Here is an 18,318-nt window from a genome sequence, read left to right on the forward strand (position 1 = left end):
AGTTATGTAGGGACATCTAAATGAAACATCAGTGGCAGTTAACCCGCTCCCCATCAGACTCAAACAAGCTCGAAAACGTGCAGGCATTACTCAGAAGAAATTAGGAGTGATGATCGGTATGGATGAAAGCTCTGCTAGCGGACGTATGAACCATTATGAAAAGGGAAGACATACTCCAGATTTCAGCACATTGAAGAAAATGGCTGAAATCTTGGAAGTGCCTTTGAGCTACTTTTTCCAAGAAGATGAGCTATCTGCAGAGATATCAATTGAAGTGGATAAACTCTCGAAAGCAAAAAAATTGCGCCTTCTAAAATTTATATCTGAACTAAAGAACAATCCTGCCGAATGACCTTCAATTCAATTGATGGTGCTAAACATATCCTTGAGCTAACAAGTAAGTGGGCATAAAGGATTTTGAAATCCTCCTTCAAATTTTACCCGTAACATTACTTTTTGTACCGAAGTGCGAGTTTATTCACCACAATTTTCAAGTTTGAAGTGAATAAGTATGTAAAAGGCAAGGATTGACCTTGCCTCATCACTTTCCTGTTAGTTGTACCATCCGTCGGCGAGTACTTCAGCTTGTTCCAGCACCAACTTGATTGCACCATCTGATTGTTCAGGTGGATATCCCCAGCGTTTTAATAGACGTCGAACCAGATTCCGCATTCTTGCGCGAACACTCTCGCGCTTCTGCCAGTCAACGGTAGCAGATTTTCGGAGTTGATTTGTTAACTCTATTGCAAGCTGGCGCAGGTTATCGTCACCGAGAACACGTACCGAGGCTTCGTTTATCACCAATGCACGATAGAACGCCATTTCATCCGTCGAAAGATTCAGCTTATCCATCATGTCGGCGTCGGCCTGCATCTCTTTTGCCCATTGGATCAACTCTTCAATTACCTGAGCCGTTTCGATGTTTCGGTTATGGTATTTCTGTAGTGTGGACAGGATACGGTCAGAGTACTTTTTCTCTTGCACAACATCGTTTTTCATCCGCGCTTTTACTTCATCACGCAGTAATTTTTCCAACAACTCAACAGCGAGGTTCTTCTCTTTCATGTTCTTCACATCTTCGAGAAACTCTTCAGAAAGCAAACCGATATTTGGCTTGTCCAAGCCGACTGTCTTGAAAATATCATCAACGCCATCAGCAACAATGGCATTATTGAGAATTTGCCGTAACGCTGAGTTACGCAGCTCGTCACTGCGCTTTTTATCAACCGTTGAGTGTTTCAGGAATGCGGTCTTAATAGCACCATAGAACGCTATTTCAATTCTATAGCCTGCTACTTCATCCATAGTGCTACACAGCGACAATGCTTTCATCATTGCCACCATGACGTCGAGGAAACGCCGCTTACCATCACGCACGTCCTCTCCTTTAGCATTTTTGTGGCTAAGCCCAGAAATATGGTTAGCGGCTCCAGGTAATAGTTGAAGAGGTTTAGTTTCAAACTCAGGTCGATACTTAAACACCGCGCCATCTACCGGTGTTGCAAACATTCCTCTGACAATATCGATTTTTTCCATCAACACTGCAAAAGCTTCCGCCGTATCGACGGTCGGTTGTCCCTTTCCTTGGCTATTCGTGTAGGTTTTGAGGGCATTTTTCAGTTCATTGGCAATACCGATATAATCGACAACTAAGCCGCCGGGCTTATCTTTGAATACGCGGTTAACCCGAGCAATAGCCTGCATCAAATTATGGCCTTTCATCGGCTTGTCGATATACATGGTATGGCAACAAGGTGCATCAAAGCCGGTCAGCCACATGTCTCGCACGATCACCAATTGCAGCTCGTCTTCAGTGTCTTTATATCGTTTTTCAAATAGCTTTTTAGTTTTCTTGTCATGAATGTGCGGCTGCATTTTCTCTTTGTCCGCCGCACTCCCGGTCATGACAATTTTAATAGCACCTTTATTGGGATCATCGCTGTGCCACTCTGGTTTGATGGCTACAATTGCATTGTATAAATCCACGCAAATTTCTCGGCTCATCGCAACTATCATGGCTTTACCTGGGAAGGTGGCACAACGAGTTGTAAAATGTTCGACCAGATCCTGTGCTACTTGCTTAATTCGCGGCTCTGCGCCAACCAGTTTCTCCAGTGCAGACCATTGTGATTTGATTTTTTCGCGAGCATCGGTTTCTTCATCCTCACCAATCTCGTCTTCGATTTGGTCATTCAACGCTTCAATTTCATCTTGCTTAATGTCGAGTTTGGCAAGGCGTGATTCATAGTAAATCGGCACCGTGGCACCATCACTCACCGCATCTTGAATATCGTAGATCGAGACATAATCACCAAACACGCCGCGGGTATCTTTATCATCAAGTGAAATCGGCGTACCGGTGAAACCGATAAAGGCCGCATTTGGCAAGGCATCGCGCATGTATTTCGAGTAACCATAAACATAACGTTGGCCGGTGACTTTGCCGTTTTCGTCTTTGACCTCCGTCAAGCGGGCCTTATTGCCATACTGGCTACGATGCGCTTCATCAGAAACAACAACAATATTGGCGCGTTCGGACAAAATAGGATGCGCTAATTCTTCATCGACAAGTGCAAACTTCTGTACCGTGGTAAAAATGATGCCGCCTGATTGACGATTGAGCAGTAATTCACGCAATGAGTCGCGGTCTTCAGCTTGCTGTGGAATTTGTTTGAGCGTTTCTTGCGCCATCGTGAAGGTGTTGAATAGCTGGCCATCCAAGTCATTGCGGTCAGTAACAACCACTAATGTGGGATTATTCATTTCTGGTTGTTGTAGCAGTTTACTGGCATAACACACCATTGAAATACTCTTACCACTACCTTGGGTATGCCAAACTACCCCCGCCTTTTTGCTACCGGGAGCCACTCGGTTTGCGTAACTCGCGCTACGTTCCGTTGAAGAACTAGGCGTTACCGCTGCGGTGACAGTTGCTTGAACGGCGGCTCTTACCGCATGGAATTGGTGGTAACCGGCAATTTTCTTAATGATTTTATCGCTATCATTTTCAAAAAGAACGAAATAGCGAATGTAATCAAGCAGCAGTTCCGGCTTAAAGAAACCACGTACCATGGTTTCTAATTGGTATTCCCATAGTGGTTTATCGTCTTCACTTTCAATGGTTTTCCATGGCAGAAAACGCTCTTTATTGGCAGTTAAGGAGCCGACTCGCGCGGTCCAACCATCAGAAATAACAATCGCCTCATTGAACACGAATAGATCGGCAATTTCGTCTTTATAGGTTTGGATCTGGTTATACGCATTCCATATATCTGCATGATCATCAGCTGGGTTCTTTAACTCTATAACGGCAATTGGTAAGCCATTAATAAACACCACGACATCGGGTCTGCGGTTGATTTTAGTGCCGGTTATTGTAAATTGATTGACCACCAGAAACTGATTGTTCTCAGGGTGTTCAAAATCCATGAGCCGTACATGAGTATGCTTGGTGACCCATTGGCCAGCCTCAATCACAGAATACTCAATGGGCACGCCTTCGATGAGGAACTTGTGAAACGCCTTGTTATTTTTGATAAGCACAGGCGTTTGCGGCGTGGTAACGATTTTCGCGACTTCTATGAGCGTATCAGTCGGTAAGTCAGGGTTTATCGTGCTCAAACAATCAACGAGACGTTGATGTAATATCACCTGATGATAATCGTCCCGTTCAGGCGAGTCGCCATCAGGGGCAATGTCATAGCCATTTTGATATTGGTAACCTACCTCTTGAAACCAATCAAGACACAGCTGCTCAAGTTGATCTTCAGTGATCTGCACGTTTAGTCCCTTATGTTATGACGTTAAAACAATGAAATGCTCGATGAGCCGATTCATTAATGCGTTTGATCTGGCAGTTGACCGAAATTTCCAGTCAACTGCCACTTCTGACATTTCGGCTTCTTTACAGGAATTCCGAATATGCCCAGACATCAGTTCACCTCTGCCATATCTTCAGTGTTGGCTAACTCGATTTCGCCGGAAAGCAATTTAGGAAGCAGTGTGTCTCGCAGTTTTGATAGCTCAACATTTTCATTCAAATTACAGATACGAAGCCTGAAGAGATTTTCTACTTGAGAGTTAAATGCTTCTAACAATGAGTCAGGCACGGACAATACTTCCGTACTTTCAACCAGCCCTTTACTAATATTTTGTTGCGCAGATCCAACAGCCTTTCCAGCTAACTCAGCAACTCTATTTTTGAGTTGAAGATAGTTATACCACTGGTGTTCTTTTTTAGGCATTAATGCACATACAGCTTGGTTCGTTGTTAAAGGTATTGATGTTAAGGATACTTCTCCAGCGGTAGCACCATAGAGTGCTACAAGCGTTGAAAGCTCAGGAACCCATTTAGCAGAAGACTTATCTAAACCTAATTGGGTAATCCTATTTTCAACCGCAGTTATAATTGACTGGCGAACCTCACCAGAAGTTAACCATGGAATAGTGCCGTCATCCCAATATGAGTTTTCATTTCTTTTTGGCGTTCCACCATTTTGGACTTTGGTACAAAGGTCTTTAATCGGTTTGATTGCCCAACCTTCAGGTATCAAACCTAACTCGCTCTCAACTAGCTTATCGGGGAAAAGCGAGGCAGTGGCTTCATCCATGCCTTGTGGCTGTTCGCCATTCATTTTGGCTTTGACGGGGTCGAAGTCGACAAACCAGGATTTAAAAATGGCCTGCGCCATGGCTTCTAGGGTTTGGTTGGTTAGGTTGTTTAAATTTAATTTCCCTGTTATTGATCTAATAAACTCAACAACTGCCCTTTGCTGAATAAGGCTGGGGAGCTCTACGGGGTAATATGCAACGGCATCAAATGTAATCTGAGGAAACGTTCCTGACCGTGAGTCTGCTATAATTTTAAACTCAGCCTCACATTCTTTGCTTGTTAATACCAAATATAAATATTCAGGAATAACAATATCTTGACTGCAAGTAATAACCATGAACTTAGTGGATACAACATAATCATCAACGTTTGTGTTGACTAACAAATGCCTCTTGTTTCCGGGACGAATCTCGCTATAAAGGATATCTCCCTTTTGTATTGCTTTCTTTGCCTGTCCCGGCAATCCAATACTCGAAACTTTCTCATTAACTAAGAAATGACCATCTAAAATATCACCTGTATTCACAAAGCAGACTTGCTCTTTGTTTTTAAAGTTAAAGCGTCTAGATGTATTGGATGCAACTTCCCCTAGAGTGTAGGTTTTAAAGCTCATAACCCAACCCCGCTAGATTCTTCTTAATCTCCGCTTCTAGCTGGGCGGACTCAGCAAACTGCTCACTGAGTTTGTCGGTCAGGGTCGCCATTTTTTCCGCAAATGGAATACCATCATCTTCCTCATCCGCAGCACCGACATAACGCCCCGGTGTCAGCACAAAATCGTGTTTGGTGATCTCTTCCAACGTGGCGGATTTGCAGAATCCCGCTTGGTCTTCATAACTCACACCATTTACGACGTCGCCAGTTTTCCATGCGTGGAATACGTCAGCAACTCTAGAAATATCGTCCATGGTGAAGTCACGTAATACGCGGTCTTTCATATAGCCAAGGTTGCGAGCATCGATAAACAGCACTTCGCCTTTACGATTACGCAGCTTACGGCCTGCTTTATCGGTACGAGCACCTTTGTTATTGGTTAAAAACCAAATACAGGCAGGAATTTGGGTGTTGGTAAACAGTTGCCCTGGCAGCGCCACCATACATTCGACTAAATCATGTGTGACCAAATTCTTACGGATATCTCCTTCAGTATTGGTGGTCGAACTCATTGAGCCGTTAGCCAATAACAATGCTTGCGAGCCGTTCGGTGCGAGGTGGTAAAGCATGTGCTGTAACCACGCAAAGTTGGCGTTACCCGCAGGTGGTCTACCGTATTTCCAACGAGGGTCATTATCATCAATGCCGGTATCCCACTCCTTCATGTTGAATGGCGGGTTAGCCATGATGAAGTCAGCACGTAAATCAGGGTGCTGGTCGTTGGTGTAGGTACTGGCAGGCTCTTTGCCGAAGTCATAATCAAGGCCACGGATGGCCATGTTCATCGCCGCCAGTTGCCATGTGGTGTAGTTGTACTCTTGGCCGTAGATAGAAATCTTTTGCTTTTGTGTCAGCGGATCAATAGCGTTTTTACCGGCATAACGCTCAATAAACTTTTCTGACTGCACGAAGAAGCCGCCTGAGCCCATTGCAGGGTCATAGACGCGCCCTTCAAATGGTTCAATCATCTCGACAATCAGGGTCACAATAGAGGCTGGCGTGTAGAACTGGCCGCCTTTCTTGCCTTCAGCAAGGGCAAATTCACCCAAGAAGTATTCGTAGATATGTCCAAGAATATCTTTGCTGTTAAGTGATTTGTGCGTGAACGGGATCGTCGCAATCAGGTTGATAAGCTCATTCAGCTTGGCTTGATCGATTTTGAGCGACGCATAGTGCTTGTTCAGTACGCCTTTGAGTTTTGGGTTATCGCGTTCAATCCCTTCCAGCGCGTTATCAATCAAGTGACCGACAGAGGTGATTTTCTTAGGCTTACCGTCAATCACCAAATCAGCACCGCCAATCACCAGCGGGCCGTTGTCTTGCAGGAATTTCCAACGCGATTCAGTCGGTAGCCAAAACACGTTTTTCTCGGTGTAGAAATCGCGAACTTCCAGTTCGGTGGCGATCTCTTCCGCCAATTCATCTTCTGAGAAATCAGCCGGATCTAAGTAATACTCATGCTCTGGGTTGGTGAGGTCGGCCTTAATCTCATCCTGACGCATGGAGAAGGCATCTGAGACGTATTTGACGAAGATTAGCCCTAAGACAGCATGTTTGTATTGCGCGGCGTCGAGCGTTGCTCTGAGTTTGTCAGCGGCATTCCATAGCTTCTTTTCTAATGATTTTAGAAATTCTTGTTCCAGTTCGTTCATCTTTGGCAACTTTTGTGACGTTTAGATCGAAAAACAATACCTCGAAATTGGCATGTTTTCATTGGTTTGTGCCTTACTTTAAATGTTTTCTATTAAAAAGAGGACATATTATGGACGCTTGGAACAAGGGCATACGTGTTGGGCAGAAGAAAGCGCTGAAACTGGAGGATATTTGGAGAATTCGCATTCGGCTTGAGTTAGAAAAACGCTTTGAGGAGTTATCGCTGGGTTGATAGCAAACTGCGTTCTTGTGACTTACTCAGTCTGAAGGTTCGAGATGTATCCCGCAGTGGCACTGTTTTATCGAGAACAATGATTCGGCAACAGAAAACAAGGCGAGAAGTCCAATTTGAAATCACCCCGAAAACACAGCAAGCCTTATCGCAGTGGATATTCACCAACCAATTAGAAATGGCAGATTACCTTTTCCCCAGTCACCGTCGCAAAGGACTGCACTTGTCGTATCACTATTACCTGACATTGGTAAATCGTTGGATTGGTGATCTTGGGCTTGATATCAGTCAATACGGCACGCACTCAATGCGCCGAACTAAAGCTTCTTTGATTTATGCCAAAACTAAGAACTTACGCGCTATTCAACTACTTCTTGGGCATGCTAAGTTAGAGAGTACGATTGAGTATCTTGGTGTTGAAATAGAGGATGCGTTAACGATTTCGGAAAATTGCGAAACGTGACAGACCATATTTCAGCATTCCATATGTATTGGGTGTGTCCATTATGGTAAAAATCATCAAAAAAAATCGAATGCCCCCTCAAACTGAAGCCATCGCTGATAACATATTAGTTTCAACACCAGAGGTTAAAGCATTCCAAGACCCTGACTTTCATCTATTGGCTTCATTCGACAAAAATGACAGACACACAATACTTAAATTTAGAACTAAAAATAACGTAACAATAAAAGAGGCAATAGCTTTATTTAAAGCAAGACAGATTGAATTGGAATCTCTTAAAGAGTTCCGACAAGCAGCCTTGAATAAGCCTAAGAAAAAGAAGAAACGTTCAAAAATAATAAAATCACATGGGGGAATCATGTCCTCTCTCGTAGCAGTAATCAGTGTCAGGGACTGGGGTAAAACCAAGTAATTTAAATGGATAACAGAGAAAATGACGACGATAAATGAAAGTATTGATGCTATCCTCAGAAGGGAACCACATTTAACCAGAGACGAAGCAATACAGTTATTCCTTTCTAAACGAACTTTGCGCAGAAAGAAAAAACAAATTAAAACTAAAATAATTAGAAATCAAGAAAGAAAAATGAAGGGTAAAAAGCCAAAAAAAACAATTAAGTTTTTATCAGGTGGAGCTGTCTCACCGCGCTAAAGTGAATCGTTTCCCCTGTGCTGGAAGTTGGCTCGTAGGAGAGAATAGCTAGAATGGGTCCTTCCCTTTTCAGTGCCCAATCATGTGTCTGCCTCCATGGCATAATGATGTTTTGCCCCATATCGATTCTACATTGTGGTTTGAGGCTAAATATGACGTACAAAGATTGACCAAATTTAAGTATGATACAAAGTGGCTACATAAATAATTGAATAATTGCTTATGCTTTTCAGGCACGCTTGAAGCGTTAGCATCGCAGGTCAAGCGAGCTTGCACGCAACCACCGCCAGCCAGATTCAAGTGAGGAACAAACATTCTCAATGTTGGCTGAATACGGAGAGTTCAGATACAAGGAAGTCAAATTGTCCATCATCATGCGCACCTCCTATGTAATCTGCCACTCACAAAACAAGCCCACGGCAACGGGCACGGAAGAATGCCGTTGCGTTATGATCATTTTGTTTTTAACGGTGTAACCATGAAATTTAGCTTCCTACCTGATGATAAATCATTTGAATTTAGTTCCATTAAGATTGCACCAGTTTCTAAGTTTGATGATGTTCTGAAGGGATTCTACCAATCTGTACATGTGAGTAATGGTTGGTTTTATGGGCCAGAACAAGAACTCAAGAAATCACCAACAGAAAATACAAAGTTCAAAAATCGAGGACCAATTAACTGTGTTCCTTTTTTCAAGATTGACCCTACACACGAAATCACATCAAACTCATGTACTGATGAGCACTTGAGATTCCTAATATTAAGTTATGGTTTCTTACAAGGGTTATACCTTACTCCCGAAGGGTATTCATATTTAGGCCGTACAGCGTATAAGCCAGGGAAATTAAACGGTTTACTCATGTCCGGTAATGATTATGCAAATGGGATGGAAACTATCAATAAGTTTTACACTTCAAGCAATCTCGAACAAAGAAATCAGATGTTTGCATGCATTCATTGGTTTTTACTTGGCCAAAGTCACCACTTTGAATGGGATCAATTTGAAGCACAATATAAAGTCCTTGATGGCCTTTATAATCTTGCTGGTGTAAAAGCTAAATATCACGCAGGTCGCCCTGTGGAGCTCGCCAAAAAATATAATTTAAAATTACCTCTCTGGGCTGAGCTTGACTCTACAGGCAAGCGAAGTACGCTAAGCATTCAAAGAAACGAATTATTTCATGAAGCCAAATATGGTGGTCATCCTATCGGTTATTCTTATCCAGAAGAAAACTATAGTCTCGAATTTGTTTCATTCAATACCAAGCTTATCGCGGCTACCTTAGGCATTGATACACCATATTTATCAGCTGACCCAACCAACCGAGACTACTGGGCATGGGACATAAAAGCATAACAAAATATTGGTGTGGGACCGCTACGGGGTTACACAATTGAATTTAGATATTAAGGAAAGTATGTGCCAGCAACTATTCAAGAAAAATTGAGCTGGGTGCCATTGAAAATTGACCTTCGTTACGAAGATGTCGATTTTGGGATTGGTACGGCCTTTATTTATTCAATGAATAATGAAACCTTCTTGATCACAAATTACCACAATGTAACTGGTCGTAGACCAGATACTTTGAAGGCCATATCACCGGATGTCGCACTTCCAAACAAGCTCGTACTTCACGTTCCTACAGATGCCAACACGGATACAGTCCTACCTAGTAACGAATCTAAAGTACGCTGGAAAGCTCTTATCCTAGATTTATATGAAGATGATAAACCGGTCTGGTTTGAGCACCCTGAACATGGACACAATGTAGATGCTGTGGCAATACCTATAGGTATCGATGGCTGTATGCTACAAGCTGCTAACTCAGAAGAACTAGAGCTAGAACAAATAACTCTGCGGCCAAGCCTTGATGTCTTTGTTCTTGGATACCCTAGGGGCCTCAGTGGCGGAGCTAAATTTCCTATATGGAAAAGAGGTAGCATTGCTTCTGAGCCAGACATAGATCTAGATAAGCTCCCCAAATTTTATATTGATACTGCAACGCGGGAGGGGATGTCAGGATCACCTGTATATGCCCAGCATAATGGCTATTGCGTCCCCGAGGGCTGCACCGGCCTTCAAGATGCACTGTTTGGTGAGGCAAGAAGGTTTGTAGGTATTTATTCCGGCAGGGTTGGTGCTGATGACTTCCAAGCCCAACTTGGCATTGTATGGAAAGAAAGCGCAATTCAAGAAATCATTCTTGGCAAGTACATTGGGAAATCATCGTTTGAAATCTAACAAGGCAAGCCAACATCGCCCACTGAATCGCCACTACTTCACTAGACGACTTTTAGCCTCATTAAAATACTGACGTTCATACTCTAACGGTGATAGCCCATCATTGGAACTATGCTGTCGTTTTGGGTTGTAAAACATCTCAATATAATTAAACACATCTATCTTTGCGTCGTCCCTTGTCGCATAGATTTTTCGCTTAATTCGTTCACGTTTCAGCAGTTGAAAGAAGCTCTCAGCTACGGCGTTATCATGGCAATTGCCTCGACGGCTCATGCTACCTTCCAAGCCATGAGCACTTAAAAATTCATTCCAATCATGGCTGGTGTATTGGCTTCCCTGATCTGAATGAACCAGCACTTTGCCATCAGGTTTACGACGCCATACCGCCATTAATAAAGCATCTAGCGCGAGCTCTTTGGTGATACGACTGCCCATTGACCAACCAATAATGCGACGTGAGAACAAGTCCATCACTGCGCCAAGATAGAGCCAACCTTCATGTGTTTTGATATAGGTAATATCCGTCACCCACGCTTTGTTCGGCGCTAAGGGGTTAAATTGCCGTTCTAAACGATTTGGTGTTACAACATGCTGCTCACCACTACGAGCTCTAGGCTTGCGATAACCAACTTGTGCTCGCAATCCCGCTCGCTGCATCAGGCGATGTACGCGATTAATACCGCATTGCTCACCAAGATCACGCAGATCTCGATGAAGTTTGCGGTATCCATAGACGCCACCAGACTCAAGCCAACACTGTTTGAGTTGACCTGTAAGTCGTTCATTGTCACGTTGTCGCTTCGACTTTGCGCAGCTCCTCCACGCGTAATACCCGCTCGGATGAACATCAAACAGCTGACACAGTTGTCGTACAGAGTGGCTGTGATGATGTTCTTGGATAAAGGCGTATCTTACTCGGGGTGGCTTGCGAAGTACGCCGCGGCTTTTTTTAACAGGTCACGTTCTTCAGTAACGCGCTTAAGCTCTTTTTGTAGTCGTCGAATTTCGGCGGACTCAGCAGACTGCTGAAGGTGTTCCTCGGAATCTGGACCATAGCGCTTAATCCAAGCGTAAAGACTGTGTGTGGTGGTACCTAAACGCTGAGCAACGTCAGCAACAGAATGGCCGGCAATAGTGACTTGTTTCACTGCTTCGATTTTGAATTGTTCGGGGTAACGTTTATTGCTCATGGACACCTCTTTTTTAGCTAGTTTATCTAACTAAAAGGTGTCTAGGAAATCAGTGGCTATTCACACTTCGTGGGCTGGACCTCCGATGGGGGCTTTGTCCCTAGGCTACGGCCATTGCTTGCGGCGTTAATCCATAGAATTATTTATCCGAAACAAGCGCGTTTGAGTTAAGGCTTAACTCCGAAATGTTCCTGCCTAAGCCTGCGTCGCTAAGGCGCTTTTGTCCCAAAAAGATGTAACACGTATTTGCGAAACGATTTAGAGCGTGTACATGTGGTATTAAAAAGCTCCACATGGCTTCTCAACCTACTGCCGAGTAATTCTCGGCAGTTAAACTGTTGCAAATCGGTAATAATTACCTATGTGGCGAAAAGCAAGGGTCAAATACCTAAAGTGAAGGTTCTTTCTGCTTCTGGGTTAGTGGGTTTAGGTATCGTATTTCAAATTGTTTCTAACTGCTTGATGGATAAAGTCCCCAACGTTGAACGAACTTGTTCTTCATAATCACTCAGCGACATGGGTTTACACATTAAAAATCCCTGTATCTGATCACATCCAATTGACCTCAAGTAATCGATTTCAGATTTCGTTTCTACACCTTCCGCAATAGTAGTGATCTTCAGCACTTTGGCCATTGCGGTGATTGCACCAGTGATCCCCCGCTTTGTTTCAGACTGGTCAATCCCCGAGACAAACGAACGGTCAATTTTAAGCTTACTAAATGGCATTGTATGCAGGTAAGAAAGACTAGAATATCCTGTTCCGAAATCATCGATAGATATTGAAATTCCAAGATTTTTGATACGTTGCAACACTTCAAGAGCTTTAGCCTGATCACTCATTGCGATGCGTTCTGTTACTTCAAATTCTAGAAAATGACCTGCTATTTGAAAAACATCGAGTAGAGATTCAACTTCATCTACAAATCCCTCGCGTATAAATGTTGGCATGGAAATATTCACAGCTATGGGCAAGGAAAGAATCCCACCAACCCGCCATTTAGCTATCTGCTCAATAACGCTTCTAATCACCCAAAAATCTATGTCTATGATCTGGCCACAGCTCTCTGCGATAGGGATAAATTTTACGGGGCTAATGAAGCCCAACTCAGGGTGCTCCCACCTAATTAGCGCCTCAGCGCCAACCATCTCTAGTGTGTTAGTTGAATATTTAGGCTGATAAACTAGATGAAATTCATTTTTGGTCAGGGCATTAATCAGTTCGGCTTTAAGCTGAACTTTTTCATACAACTCCTGATCTAATTGTTCAGTTGCAAAGACAAACGAACGCTTGTTATTCCTTTTTGCCGAGTACATTGCAATTTCAGAACGACTGACAAGTTGATCTAAAATCTCGTCATTTGCTAAACGTATAGCGATCCCAATACTGCAACTTACACTTAAGGATCTAAAATTGACGTAGAATGGTGAAGACATAGAACTGATGATTGACTCAGCCAATGTGATCGTTTTTTCATCATGATGCTCTGCGACTATGGCAAACATATCGCCGCCGAATCGATACAAAATTGCTTCATCACTCACTGTTTTGAGTAATCTCTTTGCAACAGCGGATAGCAAGTTGTCCCCAACGCTATGACCCATTGCGTCGTTGATGTGTTTAAAGTCGTCAAGTCCAATAAGCATAAACATCAATTGTCTATTGTTATGATTTCTAATAATAAAATCATCAAAATCTTGTTGAATCTTGTTGCGGTTAGGTAGAGATGTTAAGGGATCTCGCTGCTCTAATTGAGTAAGTTTATTTTCTTGGGCTCGCAGTTTCGTGACATCTTCCATTAAGCCTGCGTAGTACATTGGCTTACCCATATGATTGTAAAGTGTGACGATTGTACCTTTTTGAGAATACTCGTTTCCTTTGCTATCGCGATTAAGAAATTCTCCTGACCAATAGCCTTTGGTTTGAAGTTCAGACCACAATATTTTGTAGAATTCACTACTCTGCTTACCAGACTTCAAAATTTTGGGGTTTTTACCTATGGCATCACCAGTGTCGTAGCCCGTAATACGAGTAAATGATTTATTAACTCTGAGAATTGTTCCTGAAAGATCTGTGATTACAACAGCTTCTCTAGCTGTGCTAACTAACTGATCGGCAACAAATAGGTTTTCACTGCGTAAGTCATCTGACACTCTATGGGATATTTTAGCTGCGGTGTCTTTGAAATAGTCATCTAGACAAGAACTCACGCGCAAACGATCCACTAAATTTTTACCGTCAACACACATCAAAGCAAATAATTTTTCACCACGAAATAGTGGATAATATCCCGCAGGATTGCATTTTTTAGTTTTTTTACACGTACGACATTCTTTTTTAAAGTACGGAATAATTACGTTATCTTTTCCGTAAGTTTCAGCTCTATGCCAAAAGTCTTTAACATGAGCATTTGAGCATTGCTCAATGTCGGCCCTTGAAAAAAAGGATACGACTAGCCCGAAATCACTTAGACTCGCCATTGCTTGCTGCAATGATGGCAAAAGTGATTCTAATTGAAGAAATTGTCCATCAAACAAAATCTTATTTAATCTTATTTGAGCAGCTATTTTTACTTTAAAAAATCGAGGATTTAGCTCTAAGAACATCTCACTCAGCATTTCAACTTCCTCACAAGCAAGAGTTATTAGCGAACTTTAAAACCTGATATGGCGCCATTCAGTTGAGCGCCCAGTGCCGCCAAACGTTCAGATGCAGACGCAACCTCCAACGACGATTCTGCTGTTTGATCAGAAATTTCATTAACCTCAACGATTCGGCGATTTATTTCCTCAGCGACAACACTTTGCTCTTCAGCGGCAGTAGCTATTTGCTGATTCATCATTTGCACGTCATTAACCGCCTTTGCAATTCTGCTGAACATTTCGCCGACATTTGTCGCATTGCTTGCTGTGGCAAATGCAATATCTTTGCTACTTGCCATTCTACTTAAAGCTCGTTCAGATTCTGCATGTAATCGTTGGGTCATAGACTCAATCTCAGACGTTGAATCTTGTGTTCTCTTCGCAAGATTACGAACCTCGTCGGCAACCACCGCAAAGCCTCGTCCAGCTTCTCCGGCTCTAGCAGCTTCAATCGCTGCATTGAGAGCTAATAAGTTAGTTTGGTCGGCAACTGTTTTAATAACTTCAAGTACTGAACCTATGTTTTCGGTTTGTTTAGCCAGTACATCCATAGCTTCAGATGTCTTATCAACCTCCGCTGTTAATTCAGCAACAATCCTCTGTGTCTCATGAATTGCCTTATCCCCTTGCTCTGTCACACTTTGAGCGTTTGTTGTTGCTTCAGCTGCATGCTCTGCATTACGCGCAACATCATGAACTGTGGTAGTCATTTCGTTCATTGCTGCTGCAACTTGTTCGACTTCTTGATGTTGTTTTGTCATGCCTGATTGGTTTTGTTCAGTGACAGCAGATAGCTGAGTAGCAGCCGAAGAAAGTTCAGAAATTCCAGAGGCAACGTTTCCAATAAGTTCCTTTAACGACACGGTCATATCTGATATTGCCGATTGAAGCATGCCGATTTCATCTTTACGGATAACCCTAACTGATTTCGTCAGGTCACCTTTAGAAATTGCTACTGCAATTTCTGCCAGTTCATGCAACGGGCCAGCAATGCGACTGGTAATTTTAATAGATGCGAATATGCCAATAGCGATTGATACTGATGCTGCGATAAAAAGAAGCCAAGATGCAAATACTCTAGTTTCATCAGTTGAATCGTGCTGATAGGAATACAGTTGTTGCACTTCTTTACGCAAATTTGAAGCTACACCGTTGTATTTATCTGATAAGTTATTAAGGGCAAGATCTATTTTAACTAAGGCATTAAATGCTTCTGCCATTTGTTCTACATCTGTAGTTACGGACTGTTTTTGAGCAACAGATAGAAGTAAAGTGTCTCCAACATGAGTTTGAACCTCTTTAACCTCTTTTTGAATTAATTCATTTGTTGTGTGATCACTAGTCCCAGCCCTGAGCCATCCTCTAGCCAATTTGTCAATTTCGATCATATGAATAGAAGCTGATTTGAGATGCGAGATTGATTCAAGTACTGTGATATCTTTCCCTCGCTGCGTTTCTAAATGGTCAGTAGCCACGCTTAAACGTTCGATAAGGGATGTTGCCAGAGCAGCAGTAGCCTTTATCTTTGAATTTTTGTTATCTAGTTCAACAGTCATTTGTTGATAGGCAACGGAATACTCTTCTAAGGTAGAGATGGTTTCTTTGATAAGATTGATTTCAACTAGTGAGGAATACTTTTTTTGTTCAGACTTTAACAAGACATCTATGTGTCTGATATGTTCAGCTAACGCATTCTTAAACTGTTCGTCGACTGTGCGTAGGTAGTTTTCCCTAGTGTATTTTGTTTCGGTTATTACTTTGCTAATTTCTTGGATTTCAGCCATTTTCTCGCTTGACTCAGACATGCTGTGCATGTTGTACCAGGCTGTTAAGGCAATAGCCAAACAAAGTGCTATTACCATCCCAAAACCCAAGCCCATCTGTCGCGAAATTGATAAATTGTTCATTGCGTTGCTCACAGTCCATTATTATTTAACGCTCAACAAACATACACGTTCTTCAAATCGTATTTACTAGTTGTGCAGTCTCTTGCAAATTACAAAGCTAGATTAGGTCTGTTCTCTTCACAAGAAATCCCACAAAAATTTTGTGTTTTTATGATATAAATCAGTATTCATCACATTTTTCTTAAGTTTACCGCCCAGACAGTTCTGTAAATTGCTACTAATTTCCTAGAATCTAGTCCGCAATTGGTGGGGGCAACTACAATTAACTCGTAGCACGAAAGTATCCAAATTTGTGATTTCGCTGAGGCGCTATTGTCCAAATTCGTGTTTTCGCTAAGGCGCTTTTGTCCCAAAAAGATGTAACACGTATTTGCCCCATTGAAAGTCAGCGTCATGAATTTAGCCTAGGTGTGATACACACTGATTGAGCAAATTTTAGTAATACTACAGAGTGTCTATAGAAATCAGGCCTTACCAGGGCGACCTCTCAGCCAACCCCACCTACATCAAAACAGTCGAATATTCGCCAAAAAACCATAGGAAACCGTTCCCCAAAAACGGACTTTCGGTTAGGGAAAATCAACGTTCGATATTGTTCAAAAAATCGTTAGAAAATAGACTGTGAGCTCTGCACACACTCGGAGCACTGCGTGCAATAGACGAATTGGGATGGGAAGGCGCCTATGCGAAAATTGAGGCGCAAAGAGAACTCGCAGTTAATTCAAGAGTTAATCATGATTTTATTGATGACATTCTTCAGCGATGTGAGGCTTCTACACCATTTCCGTTCAAGCCCAGCATCTTTGAAAAGTTGATGCCGGACGAACAGGAAATATTGCAAAAATACGCCAAAGTAGTTCAAGGCCGCAGATCTAATTTGATCAAATTTGGGGAATATGAGGATTTTAAAAAGTTAACGGGTTTAAGGACGCCCATATACAATTACGAAAAGCACCTAAGTTCCAGTTACTGAGCATCGGGTAACGGTTCTGGAGACTCGAGTAACATTAGGCCTAAACCCTATGATACATCGTTCATTAGTGTATGTGGTGATTAGAACTGGTCATGACTCTTGGCGAGGTTAATCAAGCTGACATTGCCTCGCCCCAAATGTTTACGCCTGCGGTACCAATGGTCAACTCAGGACATCTACTTTAACCCAAGGGAAATGTTTACGAAGGATAAATTGTTCACTATTGACGATTTGTTCATCAACTTTGATTTCAAGTTGACCTGCTTCCCTGACATAAATTTCGCAATGCCAAGTGTTAATGTAATCAAGCAAAGCATCCATACAAACAGGCGCTTCCTGCGGACAGATAATCGATAACGTTTTCATACGCTTCTCCATCGCAGTGTTGCGGAACTAATGTTCTCTACGCTTACAAATGTAATACAATTGTAAACTGAGAGCAACATCACAATGCTTTTGTAACTTAAATTATCTCTAAAGAGGTAGAGTTCTCTACTGTCGAAAGCAGATGCTTTTCAAACGAAATTAACCAATGGATTGCGCGGAGGCATCAAGTGAAATCCCTCATCGTTCAAAACCCAACCGAACTTGCTACGCTGAAAAATACGGTGATTGAGTCAATGCAACTCAGTTCTGATAATCTGGAGAAATTGGCCAAAGAAAGCCCCCCGTTAGATTTATTTTCGAGTATGAAATTTAGCAAGCTAGGCTTTGATCCACTCGCCCCAGAACGCCCCCTAAACCTGATAGAACAGATCAACCAGTCATTCACTTACTTAGCGTCATTCCTAGCGGTGGAAATCCTTTTTGTAGAACACCCAGACCTCGCACCGTTCAAATTAAATCTAGGCACCGCAGCAGGTGCAGATATTGAGTCCCAGTGTAAAAAACTATCAGCAGAGGTGTTTGCTTCCGTAACACCAACCAACAATCAGAAGCTTAAAAATGACATTAACAAGGTCTTACTAACCGACTCAATTTTTAAATACTCGTTTTTCATGTGTCCGGGGTTCAAAGCAGGTAGGCAGGCAAACTACGAACGCGAAGGAGTGAAAGTTTGGGCTTTGGAAATTTGCACTACGCAATAACGTTTGAATC

At 42.5% G+C, this 18,318-nt stretch carries 13 protein-coding genes and 1 pseudogene; 7 read left to right on the forward strand and 7 right to left on the reverse strand.

Features of this window, described 5'->3' with window-relative positions:
- Nucleotides 1–31 precede the first annotated feature (31 nt).
- Entirely contained in the window at nucleotides 32–352 is a 321-nt protein-coding gene (locus JYB87_RS00390; protein WP_207354962.1) for a helix-turn-helix domain-containing protein, read from the forward strand.
- 200 nt (nucleotides 353–552) lie between these two features.
- Here the strand turns inward: JYB87_RS00390 and JYB87_RS00395 are convergent, their stop codons facing one another.
- The 3 genes from JYB87_RS00395 to JYB87_RS00405 form a co-directional block, all read right to left on the reverse strand.
- A complete protein-coding gene (locus JYB87_RS00395; RefSeq protein WP_207356556.1) occupies nucleotides 553–3,774 on the reverse strand; it encodes a type I restriction endonuclease subunit R in 3,222 nt (1,073 codons plus the stop codon).
- Nucleotides 3,775–3,932: 158 nt separating this feature from the next.
- Nucleotides 3,933–5,225: a restriction endonuclease subunit S gene (locus tag JYB87_RS00400; protein ID WP_207354963.1), complete on the reverse strand. Its 1,293-nt coding sequence runs from the start codon at nucleotides 5,223–5,225 to the stop codon at nucleotides 3,933–3,935.
- A complete protein-coding gene (locus JYB87_RS00405) occupies nucleotides 5,215–6,918 on the reverse strand; it encodes a class I SAM-dependent DNA methyltransferase (RefSeq protein ID WP_207354964.1) in 1,704 nt (567 codons plus the stop codon). The genes JYB87_RS00400 and JYB87_RS00405 overlap by 11 nt, the downstream gene beginning before the upstream one ends.
- A gap of 110 nt (nucleotides 6,919–7,028) precedes the next feature.
- On the opposite strand from JYB87_RS00405, the pseudogene JYB87_RS00410 reads away from it, so the two are divergent.
- The 5 genes and pseudogenes from JYB87_RS00410 to JYB87_RS00430 all read left to right on the forward strand — a co-directional run bounded on the left by JYB87_RS00410 (nucleotide 7,029) and on the right by JYB87_RS00430 (nucleotide 10,508).
- Nucleotides 7,029–7,614, forward strand: a pseudogene (locus JYB87_RS00410) (tyrosine-type recombinase/integrase).
- A 43-nt stretch (nucleotides 7,615–7,657) separates the two neighbouring features.
- On the forward strand, nucleotides 7,658–8,026 hold the full coding sequence (locus JYB87_RS00415; protein ID WP_207354965.1) for a hypothetical protein: 369 nt from the start codon (nucleotides 7,658–7,660) through the stop codon (nucleotides 8,024–8,026).
- Between the two features lie 21 nt (nucleotides 8,027–8,047).
- On the forward strand, nucleotides 8,048–8,266 hold the full coding sequence (locus tag JYB87_RS00420) for a hypothetical protein (RefSeq protein WP_207354966.1): 219 nt from the start codon (nucleotides 8,048–8,050) through the stop codon (nucleotides 8,264–8,266).
- Between the two features lie 436 nt (nucleotides 8,267–8,702).
- Complete coding sequence (locus JYB87_RS00425; protein ID WP_207354967.1) at nucleotides 8,703–9,623, forward strand: hypothetical protein; 921 nt, start codon at nucleotides 8,703–8,705, stop codon at nucleotides 9,621–9,623.
- A 63-nt stretch (nucleotides 9,624–9,686) separates the two neighbouring features.
- A complete protein-coding gene (locus tag JYB87_RS00430) occupies nucleotides 9,687–10,508 on the forward strand; it encodes a trypsin-like peptidase domain-containing protein (protein ID WP_207354968.1) in 822 nt (273 codons plus the stop codon).
- A gap of 33 nt (nucleotides 10,509–10,541) precedes the next feature.
- On the opposite strand, the gene JYB87_RS00435 is transcribed toward JYB87_RS00430, so the two are convergent.
- The 4 genes from JYB87_RS00435 to JYB87_RS00450 form a co-directional block, all read right to left on the reverse strand.
- Nucleotides 10,542–11,698 (reverse strand): IS3 family transposase gene (locus JYB87_RS00435; protein ID WP_207354969.1). Its coding sequence is split into 2 segments (ribosomal slippage): nucleotides 10,542–11,461 and nucleotides 11,461–11,698, totalling 1,158 coding nucleotides; the frame shifts between segments, so codons are not numbered across the junction.
- A 440-nt stretch (nucleotides 11,699–12,138) separates the two neighbouring features.
- Complete coding sequence (locus tag JYB87_RS00440) at nucleotides 12,139–14,316, reverse strand: putative bifunctional diguanylate cyclase/phosphodiesterase (protein WP_207354970.1); 2,178 nt, start codon at nucleotides 14,314–14,316, stop codon at nucleotides 12,139–12,141.
- A gap of 26 nt (nucleotides 14,317–14,342) precedes the next feature.
- Nucleotides 14,343–16,247 (reverse strand): HAMP domain-containing methyl-accepting chemotaxis protein, encoded by a 1,905-nt coding sequence (locus JYB87_RS00445; RefSeq protein WP_207354971.1) that lies wholly within the window; start codon nucleotides 16,245–16,247, stop codon nucleotides 14,343–14,345.
- 1,135 nt (nucleotides 16,248–17,382) lie between these two features.
- On the reverse strand, nucleotides 17,383–17,586 hold the full coding sequence (locus JYB87_RS00450; protein WP_207354972.1) for a hypothetical protein: 204 nt from the start codon (nucleotides 17,584–17,586) through the stop codon (nucleotides 17,383–17,385).
- Between the two features lie 188 nt (nucleotides 17,587–17,774).
- On the opposite strand from JYB87_RS00450, the gene JYB87_RS00455 reads away from it, so the two are divergent.
- On the forward strand, nucleotides 17,775–18,308 hold the full coding sequence (locus tag JYB87_RS00455; protein ID WP_207354973.1) for a hypothetical protein: 534 nt from the start codon (nucleotides 17,775–17,777) through the stop codon (nucleotides 18,306–18,308).
- Nucleotides 18,309–18,318: the final 10 nt, after the last annotated feature.

The sequence above is a fragment of the Shewanella avicenniae genome (assembly GCF_017354945.1).
GTDB lineage: Bacteria > Pseudomonadota > Gammaproteobacteria > Enterobacterales > Shewanellaceae > Shewanella > Shewanella avicenniae.

What these genes read in the sequence shown, in the direction of transcription:
- JYB87_RS00400 (WP_207354963.1), bottom strand. Translation starts at nt 5,225, where the DNA reads ATGAGCTTTAAAACCTACACTCTAGGGGAAGTTGCATCCAATACATCT.
- JYB87_RS00405 (WP_207354964.1), bottom strand. Translation starts at nt 6,918, where the DNA reads ATGAACGAACTGGAACAAGAATTTCTAAAATCATTAGAAAAGAAGCTA.
- JYB87_RS00415 (WP_207354965.1), top strand. Translation starts at nt 7,658, where the DNA reads ATGGTAAAAATCATCAAAAAAAATCGAATGCCCCCTCAAACTGAAGCC.
- JYB87_RS00420 (WP_207354966.1), top strand. Translation starts at nt 8,048, where the DNA reads ATGACGACGATAAATGAAAGTATTGATGCTATCCTCAGAAGGGAACCA.
- JYB87_RS00425 (WP_207354967.1), top strand. Translation starts at nt 8,703, where the DNA reads ATGCCGTTGCGTTATGATCATTTTGTTTTTAACGGTGTAACCATGAAA.
- JYB87_RS00440 (WP_207354970.1), bottom strand. Translation starts at nt 14,316, where the DNA reads ATGCTGAGTGAGATGTTCTTAGAGCTAAATCCTCGATTTTTTAAAGTA.
- JYB87_RS00445 (WP_207354971.1), bottom strand. Translation starts at nt 16,247, where the DNA reads ATGAACAATTTATCAATTTCGCGACAGATGGGCTTGGGTTTTGGGATG.
- JYB87_RS00450 (WP_207354972.1), bottom strand. Translation starts at nt 17,586, where the DNA reads ATGAAAACGTTATCGATTATCTGTCCGCAGGAAGCGCCTGTTTGTATG.